14 protein-coding genes and 1 pseudogene are annotated in these 17404 nt (G+C 66.2%); 12 read left to right on the plus strand and 3 right to left on the minus strand.

Going from position 1 to position 17404, the window contains the following annotated elements; genetic code table 11:
- The first annotated feature begins 34 nt into the window (after nt 1-34).
- The 9 genes from NX782_RS10795 (at nt 35) to NX782_RS10835 (ending at nt 13572) form a co-directional block, all read left to right on the plus strand.
- Entirely contained in the window at nt 35-1309 is a 1275-nt protein-coding gene (locus NX782_RS10795; RefSeq protein WP_258845451.1) for an MFS transporter, read from the plus strand.
- Nucleotides 1310-1350: 41 nt separating this feature from the next.
- Entirely contained in the window at nt 1351-2727 is a 1377-nt protein-coding gene (locus NX782_RS10800; protein WP_258845452.1) for a NarK family nitrate/nitrite MFS transporter, read from the plus strand.
- Between the two features lie 225 nt (nt 2728-2952).
- The gene (locus NX782_RS10805; protein WP_308632912.1) at nt 2953-6774 is read left to right on the plus strand and encodes a nitrate reductase subunit alpha; all 3822 of its coding nucleotides are present in this window, start codon (nt 2953-2955) and stop codon (nt 6772-6774) included.
- A gap of 32 nt (nt 6775-6806) precedes the next feature.
- Complete coding sequence (narH, locus tag NX782_RS10810) at nt 6807-8363, plus strand: nitrate reductase subunit beta (protein WP_258845453.1); 1557 nt, start codon at nt 6807-6809, stop codon at nt 8361-8363.
- Between the two features lies 1 nt (nt 8364).
- Nucleotides 8365-9027, plus strand: coding sequence for a nitrate reductase molybdenum cofactor assembly chaperone (narJ, locus tag NX782_RS10815; protein ID WP_258845454.1), 663 nt, complete (start codon nt 8365-8367; stop codon nt 9025-9027).
- Between the two features lie 18 nt (nt 9028-9045).
- Nucleotides 9046-9729 carry a respiratory nitrate reductase subunit gamma gene (gene narI, locus NX782_RS10820; protein ID WP_258845455.1) on the plus strand — a complete coding sequence of 228 codons (684 nt, stop codon included), beginning with the start codon at nt 9046-9048 and terminating at the stop codon, nt 9727-9729.
- Nucleotides 9730-9762: 33 nt separating this feature from the next.
- A complete protein-coding gene (locus NX782_RS10825; RefSeq protein WP_258845456.1) occupies nt 9763-10509 on the plus strand; it encodes a peptidylprolyl isomerase in 747 nt (248 codons plus the stop codon).
- 4 nt (nt 10510-10513) lie between these two features.
- A complete protein-coding gene (locus NX782_RS10830; protein ID WP_258845457.1) occupies nt 10514-11119 on the plus strand; it encodes a nitroreductase family protein in 606 nt (201 codons plus the stop codon).
- Entirely contained in the window at nt 11116-13572 is a 2457-nt protein-coding gene (locus NX782_RS10835; RefSeq protein WP_258845458.1) for a putative bifunctional diguanylate cyclase/phosphodiesterase, read from the plus strand. The genes NX782_RS10830 and NX782_RS10835 overlap by 4 nt, the downstream gene beginning before the upstream one ends.
- A 3-nt stretch (nt 13573-13575) precedes the next feature.
- On the opposite strand, the gene NX782_RS10840 is transcribed toward NX782_RS10835, so the two are convergent.
- Nucleotides 13576-14145, minus strand: a complete 570-nt coding sequence (locus NX782_RS10840; RefSeq protein ID WP_258845459.1) for a nitroreductase family protein — start codon at nt 14143-14145, stop codon at nt 13576-13578.
- 160 nt (nt 14146-14305) lie between these two features.
- Between NX782_RS10840 and NX782_RS10845 the strand changes: the two genes are divergently transcribed.
- Nucleotides 14306-14563 carry a MoaD/ThiS family protein gene (locus NX782_RS10845; protein WP_258845460.1) on the plus strand — a complete coding sequence of 86 codons (258 nt, stop codon included), beginning with the start codon at nt 14306-14308 and terminating at the stop codon, nt 14561-14563.
- 1 nt (nt 14564) lies between these two features.
- Nucleotides 14565-15037, plus strand: a pseudogene (locus NX782_RS10850) (molybdenum cofactor biosynthesis protein MoaE); the annotation flags it as partial.
- Nucleotides 15038-15046: 9 nt separating this feature from the next.
- Here the strand turns inward: NX782_RS10850 and NX782_RS10855 are convergent.
- Nucleotides 15047-15973: a LysR family transcriptional regulator gene (locus tag NX782_RS10855; protein ID WP_258845461.1), complete on the minus strand. Its 927-nt coding sequence runs from the start codon at nt 15971-15973 to the stop codon at nt 15047-15049.
- A 98-nt stretch (nt 15974-16071) separates the two neighbouring features.
- On the opposite strand from NX782_RS10855, the gene NX782_RS10860 reads away from it, so the two are divergent.
- Nucleotides 16072-17085, plus strand: coding sequence for a YeiH family protein (locus NX782_RS10860; protein ID WP_258845462.1), 1014 nt, complete (start codon nt 16072-16074; stop codon nt 17083-17085).
- On the opposite strand, the gene NX782_RS10865 is transcribed toward NX782_RS10860, so the two are convergent.
- Nucleotides 17054-17224 carry a hypothetical protein gene (locus NX782_RS10865; protein ID WP_258845463.1) on the minus strand — a complete coding sequence of 57 codons (171 nt, stop codon included), beginning with the start codon at nt 17222-17224 and terminating at the stop codon, nt 17054-17056. The genes NX782_RS10860 and NX782_RS10865 overlap by 32 nt on opposite strands.
- Nucleotides 17225-17404: the final 180 nt, after the last annotated feature.

Raw genomic sequence — 17404 nt, forward strand, 5'->3', positions numbered from 1 at the left:
CATCCATCGAGAAGTGCGTTCCAAGGAGGAAAAAATGAGCACCGATAGAAGACCGCTCGCGGTACTGGCCAGCAGTACCTTCGCGTTCACCATTTGTTTCGCGATCTGGATGATGTTCGCGGTCCTGGGCATTCCCATCAAGGCCAAGCTGGGCCTGAACGAAACCGAATTCGGCCTGCTGGTCGCCACGCCGGTGCTGTCCGGTGCGCTGGTCCGGGTGCCGCTCGGCATCTGGACCGACCGCTTCGGCGGCCGCATCGTGTTCTTCACGCTGATGATGGCCTGTGCGCTGCCGATCTGGCTGATCGGCTATGCCACCGAATACTGGCACTTCCTGGTGCTGGGCCTGTTCGTCGGCCTGGCCGGCGGCTCGTTCTCGGTCGGCACGCCCTATGTCGCGCGCTGGTTCGGCAAGGAGCGCCGCGGCTTCGCCATGGGCGTGTTCGGCGCCGGCAACTCCGGCTCGGCCCTGACCAAGTTCGTGGCGCCGGCCATCATCGCCGCCGCCGGCTGGCAGGCGCTGCCGAAGGTCTACGCGGTGGCGATGATCGTCACCGCCCTGCTGTTCTGGTTCGGCAGCTATTCCGATCCCTCGCACAAGGCGCCCTCCGGCGAAAGCGTCGCCCAGCAGATGCGGGTGCTGAAAGACCCGCGCGTGTGGCGCTACTGCCAGTACTACTCGGTGGTGTTCGGCGGCTACGTCGGCCTGGCCCTGTGGATGACCAAATACTACGTCGGCGAATACGGCTTCGACCTCAAGCTGGCCGCCCTGCTGGCCGCCTGCTTCTCGCTGCCCGGCGGCGTGCTGCGCGCGCTCGGCGGCTGGATTTCGGACAAGTACGGCGCCTACAAGGTCACCTGGGCCGTGATGTGGGTGTGCTGGGTCTGCTTCTTCATCCTGTCCTATCCGCAGACCACGATGAGCGTCAAGACCGTCGGCGGCGCCATGGACCTGCATCTCGGCCTCGGCCCGGTGCTGTTCACCTGCCTGCTGTTCGTGGTCGGCGTGGCGATGGCGATCGGCAAGGCTTCGGTGTTCCGCTTCATCGCCGACGACTTCAGCGACAACATCGGCGCGGTCTCGGGCGTGGTCGGCCTGGCCGGCGGCCTCGGCGGCTTCATCCTGCCGATCATGTTCGGCGCCATCGTCGACCTGACCGGCATCCGTTCCAGCTCCTTCATGCTGCTGTACGGCACCGTCTGCGTCTCGCTGATCTGGATGCACTTCTCGTTCAAGCCGCAGGCCAAGCCGGCCGTGCCCGCTGCCGTGCCGGCAGCCGCGAAGCCCACCGCCCGCAAGGCAGCCTGATCCAACCCTATTCCTTACCCATTTACCCGCAGGAGCACATCGTGAGCAGACATCTGATATCCACCTGGGAACCCGAGGTTCCCGCGTTCTGGCAAAGCCAGGGCAAGCCGACCGCCACCCGCAACCTCTGGATCTCGATCCCGGCCCTGATGCTGGCCTTCGCGATCTGGATGGTGTGGAGCGTGGTGGTCGTCAACCTGCCGAGCATCGGCTTCAAGTACAGCACCAACCAGCTGTTCTGGCTGGCCGCGGTGCCCGGCCTGTCCGGCGCCACGCTGCGCATCTTCTATTCCTTCATGGTGCCGATCTTCGGCGGCCGCAAGTGGACCGCGATCTCGACCGCCTCGCTGCTGATCCCGGCGCTCGGCATCGGCTTCGCCGTGCAGGACCCGGGCACCAGCTACCCGACCATGCTGGTGCTGTCGCTGCTGTGCGGCTTCGGCGGCGGCAATTTCGCTTCCTCGATGGCCAACATCAGCTTCTTCTACCCGAAGGACCAGAAAGGTTATGCACTGGGCATGAACGCCGGCCTCGGCAACCTCGGCGTGTCGGCGGTGCAGTTCGTGGTGCCGCTGGTGATCACCGCGGCCGTGTTCGGCGGCGAGCCGCAGGCCTGGGTCAAGGCCGCGCAAAGCAAGCAGGTCTGGCTGCAGAACGCCGGCTTCATCTGGGTGCCCTTCATCGTCATGAGTTCGCTGGCCGCATGGTTCGGCATGAACGACCTGGCCTCGGCCAAGGCCTCGTTCTCGGAACAGGCCGTGATCTTCAAGCGCAAGCATAACTGGCTGATGTGCTGGCTGTACGTGGGCACCTTCGGCTCCTTCATCGGCTACTCGGCGGCCTTCCCGCTGCTGACCAGCACCCTGTTCCCGCAAGTGAACCCGCTGCAGTACGCCTTCGTCGGCCCACTGGTGAGCGCCCTGGCGCGGGTCGCCGGCGGTTACATCTCCGACAAGCTGGGCGGCGCGCGCGTCACCGTCTGGACCTTCGCCGCCATGATCGTCGCGGTGCTGGGCGTGCTGCACTTCCTGCCTTCGGCCGGCAACCCCGGCAGCTTCATGGGCTTCTTCGGCATGTTCCTGCTGCTGTTCGCCTGCACCGGCGTCGGTAATGCCTCGACTTTCCGCATGATCCCGGTGATCTTCCTGACCCTGCACCAGCGCGCCAGCGCCGGCCAGTCGCAAGCCGTCAAGGCCCAGGCCGTCGCCAGCGCCAACAAGGAAGCCGCCGCCGTGCTCGGCTTCACCTCGGCCATCGCCGCCTACGGCGCCTTCTTCATCCCGAAGAGCTATGGCACCTCGATCGCCCTGACCGGCAGCGCCAACGCCGCGCTGTGGTGCTTCATCGGCTTCTACGTCAGCTGCATCGCCGTGACCTGGTGGTACTACGCCCGCAAAGGCGCGGACATGCCTTGCTGATCGCCTGAATCAAAGTCAGCCCATGGCCAGCGGCCGCCATCCGGGACACCGGTGGCGGCCGCTGGTCTTTCCGGCTTCCGGCAGCCTTGGCCCCAGCGCCGCGGGTGCGCACTAGTACCAAAGGACTAGTCGGCCTAGTCCCAAATCCGCCGCCCGACCGCCTTCTTACGAATATTCAATAGGCCTCCCCGTCCGTAGACTGTGTCCAATATCACTGGAGGAATCATGAGTCACTTTTTGGACCGACTGAAATTTTTCGGCAGCCCCAAGCAAACCTTCTCGAACGGCCACGGCGAAGTGGTCAACGAAGACCGCACCTGGGAAAAGGCCTATCGCCAGCGCTGGCAGCATGACAAGATCGTGCGCTCCACGCACGGCGTCAACTGCACCGGCTCCTGCAGCTGGAAGGTGTACGTCAAAAATGGCCTGATCACCTGGGAAACCCAACAGACCGACTACCCGCGCACCCGCCCCGACCTGCCCAACCACGAGCCGCGCGGCTGCCCGCGCGGCGCCAGCTACTCCTGGTACGTGTACTCGGCGCAGCGCGTCAAGCACCCGATGGTGCGCGGCCGCCTGATGCAGCTGTGGCGCGAAGCGCGCGTCACCCGCGATCCGATCGGCGCCTGGGAATACATCAGCCAGGACCCGGAGCGCGCCGCCAGCTACAAGGCCATCCGCGGCCAGGGCGGCTTCGTGCGCGCCAAATGGGACGAAGTGAACGAGATCATCGCCGCCGCCAACGCCTACACGATCGGCAAGTTTGGCCCGGACCGCATCATCGGCTTCTCGCCGATTCCCGCGATGTCGATGGTCAGCTACGCCGCCGGCACCCGCTACCTGAGCCTGATCGGCGGCGTCGCCATGAGCTTCTACGACTGGTACTGCGATTTGCCGCCGGCCAGCCCGCAGGTCTGGGGCGAGCAGACCGACGTGCCGGAATCGGCCGACTGGTACAACTCGACCTATTTGATGGTATGGGGCTCCAATGTTCCCATGACCCGCACCCCTGACGCCCACTTCTACACCGAAGTGCGCTACAAGGGCACCAAGACGGTGGCCGTGTCCTCCGACTTCGGCGAGATGGCCAAGTTCGGCGACATCTGGCTGGCCCCCAAGCAGGGCACCGACGCCGCGCTGGCGATGGCCATGGGCCACGTGATCATGAAGGAGTTCCACGCCACCGGCAAGTCGGCCTACTTCACCGAATACGCCAAGCAGTACACCGACTTCCCGATGCTGGTCATGCTGAAGGAACGCGACGGCACCCTGGTGCCCGACTACTTCCTGCGCGCCTCGCACCTGGAAAACAGCCTCGACGAGACCAATAACCCGGAATGGAAAACCCTGGTCATCGACCAGAGCACCGGCAAGATCGTGGCCCCGAGCGGCTCGATCGGCTTCCGCTGGGGCGAGTCGGGCAAGTGGAACCTCGAGCAGAAGGAAGGCGGCAGCCGTAACCCGATCGATCCGCAGCTCTCGCTGATCGACGGCCACGACCGGATCGTGCCGGTCGGCTTCCCCTACTTCGGCGGCAAGGATGCCGACGACCTGCTGCTGCGTAACGTGCCGGTCAAGCAGATCGCACTGGCCGACGGCAGCACCGCGCTGGTCACCACCGTGTTCGACCTTTCGATGGCGAACTACGGCGTCGACCGCGGCATCTGCCCGAACGCCGCGAAGAGCTACGAAGACGACGTGCCCTACACCCCGGCATGGCAGGTCAAGCACACCGGCGTCAAAGCGGCCGATGTGATCACCGTGGCGCGCGAGTTCGCCGACAACGCCGACCGCACCCGCGGCAAGTCGATGGTCATCGTCGGCGCGGCGCTGAATCACTGGTATCACATGGACATGACCTACCGCGGCATCATCAACATGCTGATGATGTGCGGCTGTATCGGCCAGAGCGGCGGCGGCTGGGCCCACTACGTCGGCCAGGAAAAGCTGCGTCCGCAGACCGGCTGGACCCCGCTCGCCTTCGCGCAGGACTGGAACCGTCCGATGCGCCAGATGAACTCGACCTCCTTCTTCTACGCCCACACCAGCCAGTGGCGCCACGAGAAGCTGCACACGGCCGAGATCCTGTGCCCGACCGCCGACGGCAAGCTCGAGGAAATGGCGCTGATCGACTACAACGCCAAGGCCGAGCGCATGGGCTGGCTGCCATCCGCACCGCAGCTGGAAACCAATCCGCTGGACGTGACCCGCGCAGCGGAAGCGGCCGGCCAGGACCCGGCCAAATACGCCGTCGAGCAGATCAAGGCCGGCAAGCTGAACTTCTCCTGCGACGACCCGGACAATCCTGCGAACTTCCCGCGCAACATGTTCGTGTGGCGTTCGAACATCCTGGGCAGCTCGGGCAAGGGCCACGAGTACTTCCTGAAGTACCTGCTGGGCACCCAGAATGCCCTGCTGAGCGACGAGACCGACTGCATCAAGCCGCGCGACGTCAAGGTGCGCCCGGCCGCCGAAGGCAAGCTCGACCTGCTGGTGGTGCTCGACTTCCGCATGTCGACCACCTGCCTGTACGGCGACATCGTGCTGCCGACCGCGACCTGGTACGAGAAGGACGACCTGAACACGTCCGACATGCACCCCTTCATCCACCCGCTGTCCGAAGCCGTGCAGCCGCTGTGGGAATCGAAGTCGGACTGGGAGATCTACAAGGGCATCGCCGCCAAGTTTTCCGAGATCGGCGGCGCCCACCTGGGCACCCGCAAGGACCTGGTGCTGACCCCGCTGATGCACGACACCCCGGGCGAACTCGGCCAGCCCTTCGACCCGAAAGACTGGCGCCTCGGCGAATGCGAGCCGGTGCCGGGCAAGACCATGCCGAGCATGACCGTGATCGAGCGCGACTACCGCCAGATCCACAAGAAGTTCACCTCGGTCGGTCCGCTGCTCGAAAACGTCGGCAACGGCGGCAAGGGCATCTCGTGGAAGACCGGGCATGAAGTCGAGGTCCTGCGCGGCATCAACCGCACCGTGCTGGAGGAAGGCGTGTCCCAGGGCCAGCCGCGCCTGGATACCGCGATCGACGCCGCCGAGATGATCCTGACGCTGGCGCCGGAAACCAACGGCCACGTGGCGGTCAAGGCCTGGGATGCGCTGTCGAAGATCACCGGCCGCGACCATACCCACCTGGCGACCCCGCGCGAGCACGACAGCATCCGCTTCCGCGACGTCCAGGCGCAGCCGCGCAAGATCATCTCCTCGCCGACCTGGTCGGGCCTGGAGAGCGAAGAGGTCAGCTACAACGCCTGCTACACCAACGTGCACGAGCTGATCCCGTTCCGCACCCTGACCGGCCGCCAGCAGTTCTATCAGGACCACCTGTGGATGCGCGACTTCGGCGAAGGCCTGTGCGTGTACAAGGCGGCGATCAACACCAAGACCACCGAGGCGATCATGAACCGTCGCCCGAACGGCAACAAGGAACTGGCGCTGAACTTCATCACGCCGCACCAGAAGTGGGGCATCCACTCGACCTACTCGGACAACCTGCGCATGCTGACGCTGTCGCGCGGCGGCCCCCACGTGTGGCTGTCGGAGACCGACGCCAGGGATGCCGGCATCGAGGACAACGACTGGATCGAGGTGTTCAACGTGAACGGCACCCTGACCGCCCGTGCGGTGGTCAGCCAGCGCGTCCCGGAAGGCATGACGATCATGTACCACGCCCAGGAAAAGATCGTCAACGTGCCGGGCGCGGAGATGTCGAAGAAACGCGGCGGCATCCACAACTCGGTGACCCGCGCCGTGACCAAGCCGACCCACATGATCGGCGGCTACGCCCAGCTGTCGTACGGCTTCAACTACTACGGCACGGTCGGTTCGAACCGCGATGAATTCGTGGTGGTGCGCAAGATGCGCGACGTCGAATGGATGGAAGGCCCGCGCGACGAAGCGCGCCCGAACAGCGACGAGATCTCGCGCGGTACGGGACCGGCGTCGGCGAAACCGGTGCCCGCACCGAAACCCACCCGCGAACAGGAAGCGCGCGAACCCGCACTGGCCATGACGCCGGCCCCGAAGGCTGTTTGAAGCGGCCGCTTGAGGAATAAAGAGGAATCAACATGAAAATCAGAGCACAAATCGGCATGGTGCTAAACCTGGACAAATGCATCGGCTGCCACACCTGCTCGGTGACCTGCAAGAACGTCTGGACCAGCCGCGACGGCGTCGAGTACGCATGGTTCAACAACGTCGAGACCAAGCCGGGCATCGGCTACCCGAAGGAATGGGAAAACCAGGACAAGTGGAACGGCGGCTGGAAGCGTAACGCCAACGGCAAGATCGAACCGCGCCAGGGCAGCCGCCTGAAGATCCTGGCGAACATCTTCGCCAATCCGAACCTGCCGGCCATCGACGAGTACTACGAGCCCTTCACCTACGACTACGAGCGCCTGCAGAACGCGCCGCTGTCGGAGACCCCGCCGACCGCGCGTCCGGTGTCGATTTTGACCGGCAAGAAGATGGACAAGATCGAATGGGGTCCGAACTGGGAAGACGACCTGGGCGGCGAATTCGCCAAGCGCAGCAAGGACAAGCTGTTCGACAACGTGCAGAAAGAGATGTACTCGACCTTCGAGAACACTTTCATGATGTACCTGCCGCGCCTGTGCGAGCACTGCCTGAACCCGGCCTGCGTGGCGTCCTGCCCGTCCGGCTCGGTGTACAAGCGCGAAGACGACGGCATCGTGCTGATCGACCAGGACAAGTGCCGCGGCTGGCGCATGTGCATCTCCGGCTGCCCGTACAAGAAGATCTATTACAACTGGTCTTCGGGCAAGGCCGAGAAGTGCACCTTCTGCTACCCGCGCATCGAAGCGGGCCAGCCGACCGTGTGCTCGGAAACCTGCGTGGGCCGCATCCGCTACCTCGGCGTGCTGCTGTACGACGCCGACAAGATCGAGGCCGCGGCATCGGTTGCCAACGAGCAGGACCTGTACGAAGCCCAGCTCGGCCTGTTCCTCGACCCGCATGATCCGAAGGTGATCGAAGAGGCGCGCCGCCAGGGCATCCCGGATTCGTGGCTGGAATCGGCCAGGCGTTCGCCGGTGTACAAGATGGCGGTCGAGTGGAAGATCGCCTTCCCGCTGCACCCGGAATACCGCACGCTGCCGATGGTCTGGTATATCCCGCCGCTGTCGCCGATCCAGGCCGCGGCCGAGTCGGGCAAGATGGGCATGAACGGCATCATCCCGGATACCAAGAGCCTGCGGATCCCGGTGCGCTACCTGGCCAACCTGCTCACCGCCGGCAAGGAAGAGCCGGTTGTGCATGCACTGGACCGCATGCTGGCGATGCGCGCCTACATGCGCAGCAAGTCGGTCGACGGCGTCGAGAACCTCGACGTACTGAAGCAGACCGGCCTGACCAAGGCCGTGGTCGAGGACATGTACCACATCATGGCCATCGCGAACTACGAAGACCGCTTCGTGATCCCGAGCAGCCACAAGGAAATGGCCGAGGACAGCTTCAACGAAAAAGGCTCCTGCGGCTTCTCGTTCGGTAACGGCTGCTCGGACGGCGTCAGCGACGCTTCCCTGTTCGGCAAGAAGAAACAGGGTTCGACCTTCTTCGTCTCGATGCCGAAGTCGCGCAAGAAAAAAGAAACCGAAGGAGTCTAGCATGCAACACTACCAAATCCTGTCGGCGCTGCTGACCTACCCGGAGCCGGAACTGCTGGCCGCCCTGCCCGAACTGCAGGCGGCGCTGGCCGATCGCCCGCAGATCCAGGCGCGCCTGGCCCCGCTGTTCGGCCATCTGGCCGACAACGCGCTGATCGTGCTGCAGCAGGAATATGTGCAGACCTTCGATCGTACGCCGACGCACTCGCTGCACCTGTTCGAGCACATCCACGGCGAATCGCGCGACCGCGGCCAGGCCATGGTCGACCTGATGGAGGAATACAAGAAGCACGGCCTGGAGATGACGCCGGACGAACTGCCCGACTACGTGCCGCTGTTCCTCGAATTCCTGTCGCAGCTGGACGACGAGGAAGCCGCCGGCCACCTGCTGGGCGACGCGGTCCACGTGCTGGCCCACATCGGCCGCAAGCTGGCCGCCAACGGCAGCCTGTATGCCGCCGTGTTCCAGGTGCTGGAAAGCCTGTCGCCGGTGCAGGCCGAAGAACTCAGCGAACCGCCGATCAAGGACATGGACGAGGCGCTGGAAACCTTCGGCCCCGGCGCGGACGGCGTCGAGCCGCTGCTCAAGCCGGCCGCCAACGGCACCCAACCGATCAATTTTTACCCCAGGGGCACGCGTCCGGCACAGCCGGCCCGCGCCTGACCGGACCAGGAGAGCATCATGAACTATCTGCACCAATTCCTTTTCGGGATCTATCCCTACATCGCCCTGGCGGTCTTCCTGCTCGGCAGCCTGATCCGCTTCGACCGCGAACAATACACCTGGCGCTCGGAATCGACCCAGGTGCTGCACCAGGGTAACCTGCGCCTCGGCAGCATCCTGTTCCACATCGGCATCATCGGCCTGCTGGGCGGCCATGCCGTCGGCCTGCTGACCCCGGTGTGGGTGTGGGACACGCTGGGCGTCACCCACGGCGCCAAGCAGCTGTTCGCCATGGCCGCCGGCGGCGTGATGGGCGGCCTGTGCCTGATCGGCATCCTGCTGCTGCTGGCCCGCCGCCTCGGCAACGAGCGCCTGCGCGCCGCCACCAGCCTGAAGGACAAGGTCGTGCTGCTGTGGATCCTCGGCACCCTGCTGCTGGGCCTGTCGTCGATCTTCGTATCAAGCGGTCACATGGACGGCCACATGATGGTGCTGCTGATGTCGTGGGCCCAGCACATCGCCACCTTCCGCGGCGACGCCGCCGGCTTCATCGTCGATGCGCCGCTGGTGTTCAAGCTGCACCTGTTCATGGGCATGTCGCTGTTCGTGATCTTCCCGTTCACCCGCCTGGTGCACGTCTGGAGCGGTTTCGGCGCCGTCGGCTACCTGGGCCGCGCCTTCCAGCTGGTGCGTCCGCGCTAATCCCGAACATTCCGCAAGCACAAGGAGCACACCATGGGTATCACCGTCAACGGCATCGACATCGACGACGCCCTGATCGAACAGGAACTGCCGCACCACCAGCAGGCCGCCAATCCGCTCAAGCAGTCGGTGCACGAAGTCGTGCTGCGCACCGTGCTGCTGCAGGAAGCCGAGCGCCTGGCGGTGCCGGGCGAAGACGACGATGCGCGCATCGAAGCGCTGCTGGCGCGCGAAGTCAAGGTCCCGCAGGCCAACCACGAAGCCTGCCTGACCTACTACGGCAAGCATCCGCGCCAGTTCACCCGCGGCGAACTGGTCGAGGCGCGCCACATCCTGTTCCAGGTCACGCCCAGCGTGCCGCTCGAGCTGGTGCGCGAGACCGCCGAGGCGGTGCTGGCGGCTCTGAAGGCCGAGCCGGGGCGCTTCGGCGAGCTGGCTGCGCAGTATTCGAACTGCTCGTCCGGCGCGCTGGGCGGCAGCCTCGGCCAGCTGGCGCGCGGCGCCTGCGTGCCGGAATTCGACGAGGTATTGTTCCGCCTCGGCGCCGGCGAGCTGGCCGGCAAGCTGGTCGAAACCCGTTTCGGCCTGCATATCGTGGAAGTCGTGCGCCGCATCGAAGGCGTGCTGCTTCCCTTCGACGCCGTGCGCGCGCAGATCGCCGATTACCTCACCACCGCGGCCTGGCAGCGCGGCGTGCACCAGTATCTGCAAATCCTGGTCGGCCGCGCGCAGATCGAAGGCATCGTACTCGAGGGCAGCCAGTCGCCGCTGGTGCAGTAAGATCATGGAATCGCTTCGCTCCCCCGCCACGCGCAAGGATCCGCTCGGGCTGCACAACCGGAAGGTGGTCGCCGCCAAGGTCCTGATCGACGTCCTGCGCCGTTACCCGGCCACGCGCCGCATCGCGCAGGCCGCGCTGCCGATCGGCGACACCGCCCGCCTTCTGAACCGCGCGGTGGGAGGCGCGCAGCTCGAACGCGCGCCGCTGCACGCCGGCGACTGCGAAGGGGTCGGCATCTATGTCGCCCTCGAATCGGGCGTCTACCGCTACGATCGCTATACCTGTCTGCTGTACATGATGTCCGCGCTCGATATACGGCCCCAGCTCGCGCTGCTGGACGGCTTGCCGCCGGCGCCGCTGAACCTGCTCTACGTCGGCCGCACCGCCGCCGGCGAACCGGGGCGCGAAGAGAGCACGGCGGTGCTGTCGTCGCTGAACACGGCCGCCCTGTGCGAGGAAGTGGCGCAGTATTGCGCCGGCGTGGGACTGGTGGCGGTCGCCAGGGGCTGGCTGGAACGCAGCCTGCTGGCCAGCGCGATCGGCCTGCCGCAGGACGAATACCTGCTGCTGGTGCAGTCGGTCGGCTATCCGGGCCGCGGAGCCGCATGATGCGCCCTTCCCTCGTGTCCCCGGTCCATGGCCGCAAGCGCATGGCGCTGGCCGAGTCGGTGCTGGACAACCTTGTCGAAGTGGTGTTCCAGATCGACTGCGGCGGCAACTGGGTGTTCCTGAACCAGGCCTGGCTGCAACTGACCGGCCACATCCCCGCCGACAGCCTCGGCAAGCGTTTCATCGACGATGTCCACCCCGACGACAGGGCCGAATGCTGCGCGCTGTTCCAGTCCCTGATTAGCCGCCGGGCCGGCGAATGCCGCCACGAAGTGCGCTACCGGCACCGCGACGACAGCTATCGCTGGGTCGAAGCCTTCGCCCGCTGCGCGCTGGACGAGGACGGCCGGCTGGCCGGCGTTGCCGGCACCCTGACCGACGTCAGCGCGCGCAAGGCCGCGGACGATCAGCTGCGCCTCGCGGCAAGCGTGTTCACCAACGCCGGCGAAGGCATCATGATCACCTCCAGCGCGGGCCTGATCCTCGACGTCAATGCGGCATTCGAGACAATTACCGGCTACACCCGCGCCGAGGTGCTGGGACGCAGTCCCAAGCTGCTCAGCTCGGGCAGGCAGGACGCCGCCTTTTATGCCGACATGTGGCGCAACCTGGACACCCACGACTATTGGCAGGGCGAGATCTACAATCGCAGGAAGAGCGGCGAAGCCTATGTCGAACGGCTGACCATCACCACCATCCGCGACGGCGCCGGCCAGCCCGCGAACTACGTCGGCATCTTCAGCGACATCACGATCCAGAAGATCCAGGCCGAGCACCTCGACAAGATCGCGCACTACGACCCGCTGACCGGCCTGCCGAACCGGCGCCTGCTGGCCGACCGCCTGCAGCAGGCGATGGCGCGCTCGCGGCGCGACGGCACTGGGGTTGCGGTGGTCTACGTCGACCTGGACGGCTTCAAAGCGGTGAACGACGAGCACGGCCATGAAATCGGCGACCGCCTGCTGGTGGCGATCGGCAGGCGCATGCAGCTGGCGGTGCGCGAACTCGATACCGTGGCCCGCATCGGCGGCGACGAATTCGTGGTCGTGATCGGCGACATCCGCCCACCCGAGGACTGCCTGTCCCTGATCGCGCGCCTGCTGGAGTGCGTGCGCGAGCCGGCCTTCATCGAGGACGCCCAGGTCTGCGTGACCGGCAGCCTCGGCGTCTCCTTCTATCCGCAGGACGAGGACATCAATGCCGACCAGCTCATGCGCCAGGCCGACCAGGCGATGTACCGCGCCAAGGATCTCGGCAAGAACCGCTACTGCGTGTTCGACAGCGCCGGACACCGCTCCGCCCTGGACCGCAACAGCCAGCTCGAAGAGATCGAGCGCGCCATCGCCAAGCGCGAGTTCGTGCTCCATTACCAGCCGATCATCGATCTCCGCACCGGCCGCCTGAACTCGGTCGAAGCCCTGGTGCGCTGGATGCATCCCGAACGCGGCTGCCTCGGTCCCGGCGAATTCCTGCCGCTGATCGAAGGGCATCCGCTCACGATTCCGCTGGAGAACTGGATCCTGGGCGAAGCCCTCGACCAGCACCAGCGCTGGCTCGACGCCGGCTGGGACATCGCGGTCAGCGTCAACATGAGCGGCACCCAGCTGCACCAGCGCGACTTCGTCCAGCGCCTGCGCACCGCGCTGGCGACGCGGCCGCGGGTCGATCCGCGCCGCTTGAAGCTGGAAGTGCTGGAGACCAGCGCCCTGCACGACATCGCCCATGTCTCGCGGACGATCTCGCAATGCGCGGAATTCGGGGTCTCGTTCAGCCTCGACGACTTCGGCACCGGCTACTCGTCGCTGCGCTACTTGAAGCAGCTGCCGGCGCGGCGCATCAAGATCGACCAGAGCTTCGTCAAGAACATGCTGCAAGACCCGGACGACCTGGCGATCCTGGAAGGCGTGATCGGCATGGCGGCGGCCTTCAAGCGCGAACTGGTTGCCGAAGGCGTCGAAAGCATGGCGCACGCAAAAATGCTGATCCAGCTCGGCTGCTTCCTGGCGCAGGGCTTCGGCATCGCCCGTCCGATGCCCGGCGAGCGGCTGGTCGAGTGGGCATCCGGCTGGACCCTGCCGTCCTCGCTGCGCGGCTGCACGGCGCTGGATCGCGAACACGCCTTGCTGCTGGGGGCGCTCGTCGAGTACCGCGCCTGGACCGCGGCGGTGCTGCGCCAGGCCGCCGCGCCGGCGCCGGATCGGGTGCCGGATGCGATGCAGGATTCCCGTATGGAGCAGTGGCTGACGGCGGTGGGTGCCGCTACGCCCGACTGCCCGGCCTGGCTGCGACCGCTGCTGGCGCTGCGCGACGCGCTGCATGCTGCCGGCGCCGAACTGCTGGCATCGGGCGACGATGCAGCGACGGACAACCGATCCGCCGCGGCGAAGCACTTCAGCGGGCTGGCCGCTGATTTCCTGGGCATGCTCGGCGCCGGGCTGGAAAGCCCGCGCTAAAGATCAGAGACTGGAAAAGAAGGTGTCGGGGCCTGGGCGCGGGCGCGATGGCGCGCCCGCCTCGGCGCTGCCGAAGCCGATGAAGCAGAGCGCCTGTTCGTGCGGACCCAGCCCCAGCAGCCTGCGCAGCGCGGGCGCCCCCATGCCGGCACCGCTGGCCAGGCCGCTCGCAAAACACCGCGCCTGCGCGGCGACCAGCATGTTCTGGATGGCACAGCCGAGCGAGACCAGTTTTTCGTCGCGCGGGATCGCGTCCGCTGCCGGGTCGTCGCACAGGACCGCCACCAGCAGGCATGGGGCGTTGTAGGCCTTGGCGCATGCCGCGGCGCGCGCTTCTTCGCTGCACGCCGGGTCGCGCGCCACCAGGGTCTCGACGAAGGCGGCGCCGAGGTCGGCGCGGCGGTGCGTCGGCACCAGAATGAAGCGCCAGGGGCGCAGGCGGCCGTGGTCCGGCGCGCTGGCGGCGGCGGCCAGGATGGACTGCAGCGCAGCGTCGTCCGGGCCGGGTTCGGCCAGACGCCGCAGGGAAACGTGACGGCGCGCCGTCATATGGTGGAGAAGGTCCGGGTCCATGGCGGATTCGAGCAGATTGGGGATGTTGACAGGATGAGGCCACCGGTACGATTCCGGAATAGGCCGGAAGGACTAGGCGCTTTACTCCCTCGTGCCGACAGCGCGGACGCGAAGGCCTCACTAGAATCCAGGCCATCCATTTTACTCTTCCGGAGCAAGCATGCAACTCACACTGCGCTATTTCGCCAGCCTGCGCGAAGCGCTGGGCCTCTCCCATGAACAGATCGCCGCGGCCGGGACGCCGGCAAACGTACACGACGTCCTGGTCCTCCTGCGTCAGCGCGGCGGCGCCTGGGCAGAGACACTCGCCGACGGCAATGCCTTCCGCGTCGCGGTCGATCAGCGCATGGGCACCCTCGCCAGCCCGGTGCACCCCGGCGCCGAAGTCGCCTTCTTCCCACCAGTCACCGGGGGCTGAGATGCCGGTGCGGGTGCAAGACGCCGATTTCGACCTCTCCACCGAGCTTGCCGCGCTGCGCGCAGGCCACCCGGACACAGGCGCCACGGTCGCCTTTGTGGGCACGGTCAGGGAAATGAACGGTGGCAGCGCGGTCTCGCTGCCGAACTGGAGCACTACCCCGGCATGACCGAGGCCGCGCTCGCGGACATCGTGTCCCAGGCGCGCAACCGCTGGGCGCTGATCGACGTGCTGGTGGTGCACCGCATCGGCCCGCTGCAGGCCAGCGAGCAGATCGTGCTGGTGGCGGTGGCCGCGCGCCACCGTGGCGAAGCATTTGCCGCTTGCGAATTCGTCATGGACTATCTGAAGACGCGTGCGCCGTTCTGGAAAAAGGAGAGCGGCGCGGAGGGCACGCGCTGGGTTGATGGGCGTGAGGCTGATGAAGCGGCGCTGGTCCGGTGGGCGTGGGGGAGCCGGGACGGCAACGCGACATGCACACCCTCACATAGCGCGACGCTGTTCCGCCGGTTCGCCGCGCAGGCTTGTCACGCCGTGCGCCATGGCGACGAAAGACGCTGCCGCCCGGCTCTGGTGCCGCTCCGCATGACGCAGCATCGTAAAGCTGCGCACCGGAAGCGCAAGCCTGGCCTGTACCAGCAAGCGCGCCTCCAAGTGCGAGGCCACGACCAGCTCCGACAGCGCGCCGGCGAACGTGCCCGCCATGATGGCGCTACGCACGGCCTCGTTCGAAGGTAGCGCAAGCGCGACCATGAGTGCCTGCGACGGAATGTCCAGCGCAGCCAGCGCGCCCTCGAAGGCCGAGCGCGTACCCGAACCGGCTTCGCGCATGATCCATCGCGCACCCAGCAGGGCTTCCTTGTCCAGCGGACGTCCGTCCGCCCACGGATGCTGGGGCCCGACCACAATCACCAGGCGGTCTTCCCCGACCGGCGTCATTTCCAGCTTGCCCTCATCCACGCCGCCTTCGACGAAGCCGAGGTCCGCCTCGCCCTGCATCACGGCCTCGGCAACCTTCTCGGTGTTGTCTACCCGTAGTTCGAGTGCGACGGCCGGATACATCTGCCGGAAGCGCACCAGCAAGGGCGGCAGCCAATAGCTGGCGATGGTCTGGCTGGCATGAATCGCCAGCGCGCCGCGCTGCAGGCTGCCCAGCTCCGCCAGCGTCAACTCGGCCGCCCGCGCGCTGGCCAGCGTGCGCCGGGCCTCTGCAAGGAAAATGTGCCCTGCCTGGTTGGTCTCGATGCGGCGGCCGACCCGGTCGAACAGCGGCGTTCCATAACGTTCCTCGAGCGCCCTGATCGAGGAGCTGACCGCCGACGGCGTGAGGCAGAGCGCGGCCGCAGCCTGGGTCAGATGCTGGCGTTCGGCCACTTCGACAAAGATCCGCAGCTGTTCAAGCGTCATCATCGTTCGGATCACCTTAACGAATTCTACAAAATTGATCAATGGACCGAACGATTGTAAGCATCGACAATTCCTTAATGCAAGAGAAATAGGAAACTGTCATGCGAACAATTACTGCAACCATACGCTGTTACTGCCCGGGCGTCGCCCTGTGTGCCGCCGTCACTGCCATAGCGAGCGTCCTGGAACGTCTCGAATCCATCCTGTTCGGGCGCGCCTGGCTGGAAAGCCTGGTGCTTGCCATCCTGCTCGGTGTGGCCATCCGCAGCCGGCGCGCTCTGCCTCCCAGCTGCCAGCCGGGCGTCCAGTTCAGCGCCAGGGTGCTGTTGGAAACGGCGGTCGTGCTGCTTGGGGCGTCGGTCAGCGCCGGCGCGCTGCTCGAGAACGGGCTGCCCCTCATCGGCGGCATCGGCCTCACCGTGGCCCTGGCGGTTGCCTTCAGCTACACCATCGGGCGGCTCGCGGGACTGCCCAAAAAGATCGCGATCCTGATCGCCTGCGGCAACTCAATCTGCGGCAATTCGGCGATTGCGGCAGTCGCGCCAGTCATCGAGGCCGATGGCGAAGACGTGGCCGCAGCAATTGCCTTTACCGCCGTGCTCGGTGTCGGCGTCGTGCTGTTGCTGCCTCTGAGCGCCGCCCTGCTGCACTTCACGCCGACGGAGTTCGGCATCTTCGCGGGCCTGACGGTGTATGCGGTGCCTCAGGTGTTGGCGGCCACAGCGTCGAGCTCGGCGGTCAGCCTGCACGTTGGTACGCTGGTCAAGCTGCTGCGGGTGTTGATGCTTGGCCCCGTCGTGGTTGCCCTGGCACTGCTGGGCCGCGCCCGACAGAAAAGCCGCCTCGAACTGCCGCTTTCCCAGCTGCTGCCGTGGTTCATCGTGGGTTTCCTGCTGATGCTGGCCATGCGCTCTGCCGGGATACTGCCACCGTTCATGCTGGCGCCCCTGCATCGCGTTGCAGACGTGCTGACCGTGATGTCGATGGCGGCCCTGGGTTTGGGCGTCGATGCGCGTTCGGTGCTGCGTGCAGGGGGACGGGTCGCGGGCGTCGTGGTGCTGTCGCTGGCCGGGCTGGCCGTGTTCAGCTACCTGCTGATCCGCCTGCTGGCTTGATCTTCCTTCGCAGGTGGGCCGGATCGCCCACGTATCGGAAGGAATGCTTGATGCCGGTGATGAAGCCGTGCTGCGCCATGCCCGCGCCGACACTGCCGCCCGCGCTGAGCGCGACCGCAGCGGTGCCCTTGTTGGCCACGTGGCCGATCCAGGGTGACCGCGCCGTTCAGCTTGTAGGCGCCGTCGACGTAATACAGGTTGCTGCGCGGCGTGCAGGCGGCTGTCGCTCAGGTCGCTGCGGGTGATGCCGCCCGCGTTGCCGGCAGCCGCCGGGCCTGCCCGGTGTGGACGGGCTTTCGGCCCAAGGTCGATGTGGACA

This window comes from Massilia norwichensis, from assembly GCF_024753245.1.
Classification (GTDB): Bacteria; Pseudomonadota; Gammaproteobacteria; order Burkholderiales; family Burkholderiaceae_D; genus Telluria; species Telluria norwichensis.

Excerpts from the sequence above, each read along its gene's own strand:
- NX782_RS10795 (WP_258845451.1), top strand. The coding sequence starts at position 35 with ATGAGCACCGATAGAAGACCGCTCGCGGTACTGGCCAGCAGTACCTTC.
- NX782_RS10805 (WP_308632912.1), top strand. The coding sequence starts at position 2,953 with ATGAGTCACTTTTTGGACCGACTGAAATTTTTCGGCAGCCCCAAGCAA.
- narH (WP_258845453.1), top strand. The coding sequence starts at position 6,807 with ATGAAAATCAGAGCACAAATCGGCATGGTGCTAAACCTGGACAAATGC.
- narJ (WP_258845454.1), top strand. The coding sequence starts at position 8,365 with ATGCAACACTACCAAATCCTGTCGGCGCTGCTGACCTACCCGGAGCCG.
- narI (WP_258845455.1), top strand. The coding sequence starts at position 9,046 with ATGAACTATCTGCACCAATTCCTTTTCGGGATCTATCCCTACATCGCC.
- NX782_RS10825 (WP_258845456.1), top strand. The coding sequence starts at position 9,763 with ATGGGTATCACCGTCAACGGCATCGACATCGACGACGCCCTGATCGAA.
- NX782_RS10830 (WP_258845457.1), top strand. The coding sequence starts at position 10,514 with ATGGAATCGCTTCGCTCCCCCGCCACGCGCAAGGATCCGCTCGGGCTG.
- NX782_RS10835 (WP_258845458.1), top strand. The coding sequence starts at position 11,116 with ATGATGCGCCCTTCCCTCGTGTCCCCGGTCCATGGCCGCAAGCGCATG.
- NX782_RS10840 (WP_258845459.1), bottom strand. The coding sequence starts at position 14,145 with ATGGACCCGGACCTTCTCCACCATATGACGGCGCGCCGTCACGTTTCC.
- NX782_RS10845 (WP_258845460.1), top strand. The coding sequence starts at position 14,306 with ATGCAACTCACACTGCGCTATTTCGCCAGCCTGCGCGAAGCGCTGGGC.
- NX782_RS10855 (WP_258845461.1), bottom strand. The coding sequence starts at position 15,973 with ATGATGACGCTTGAACAGCTGCGGATCTTTGTCGAAGTGGCCGAACGC.
- NX782_RS10860 (WP_258845462.1), top strand. The coding sequence starts at position 16,072 with ATGCGAACAATTACTGCAACCATACGCTGTTACTGCCCGGGCGTCGCC.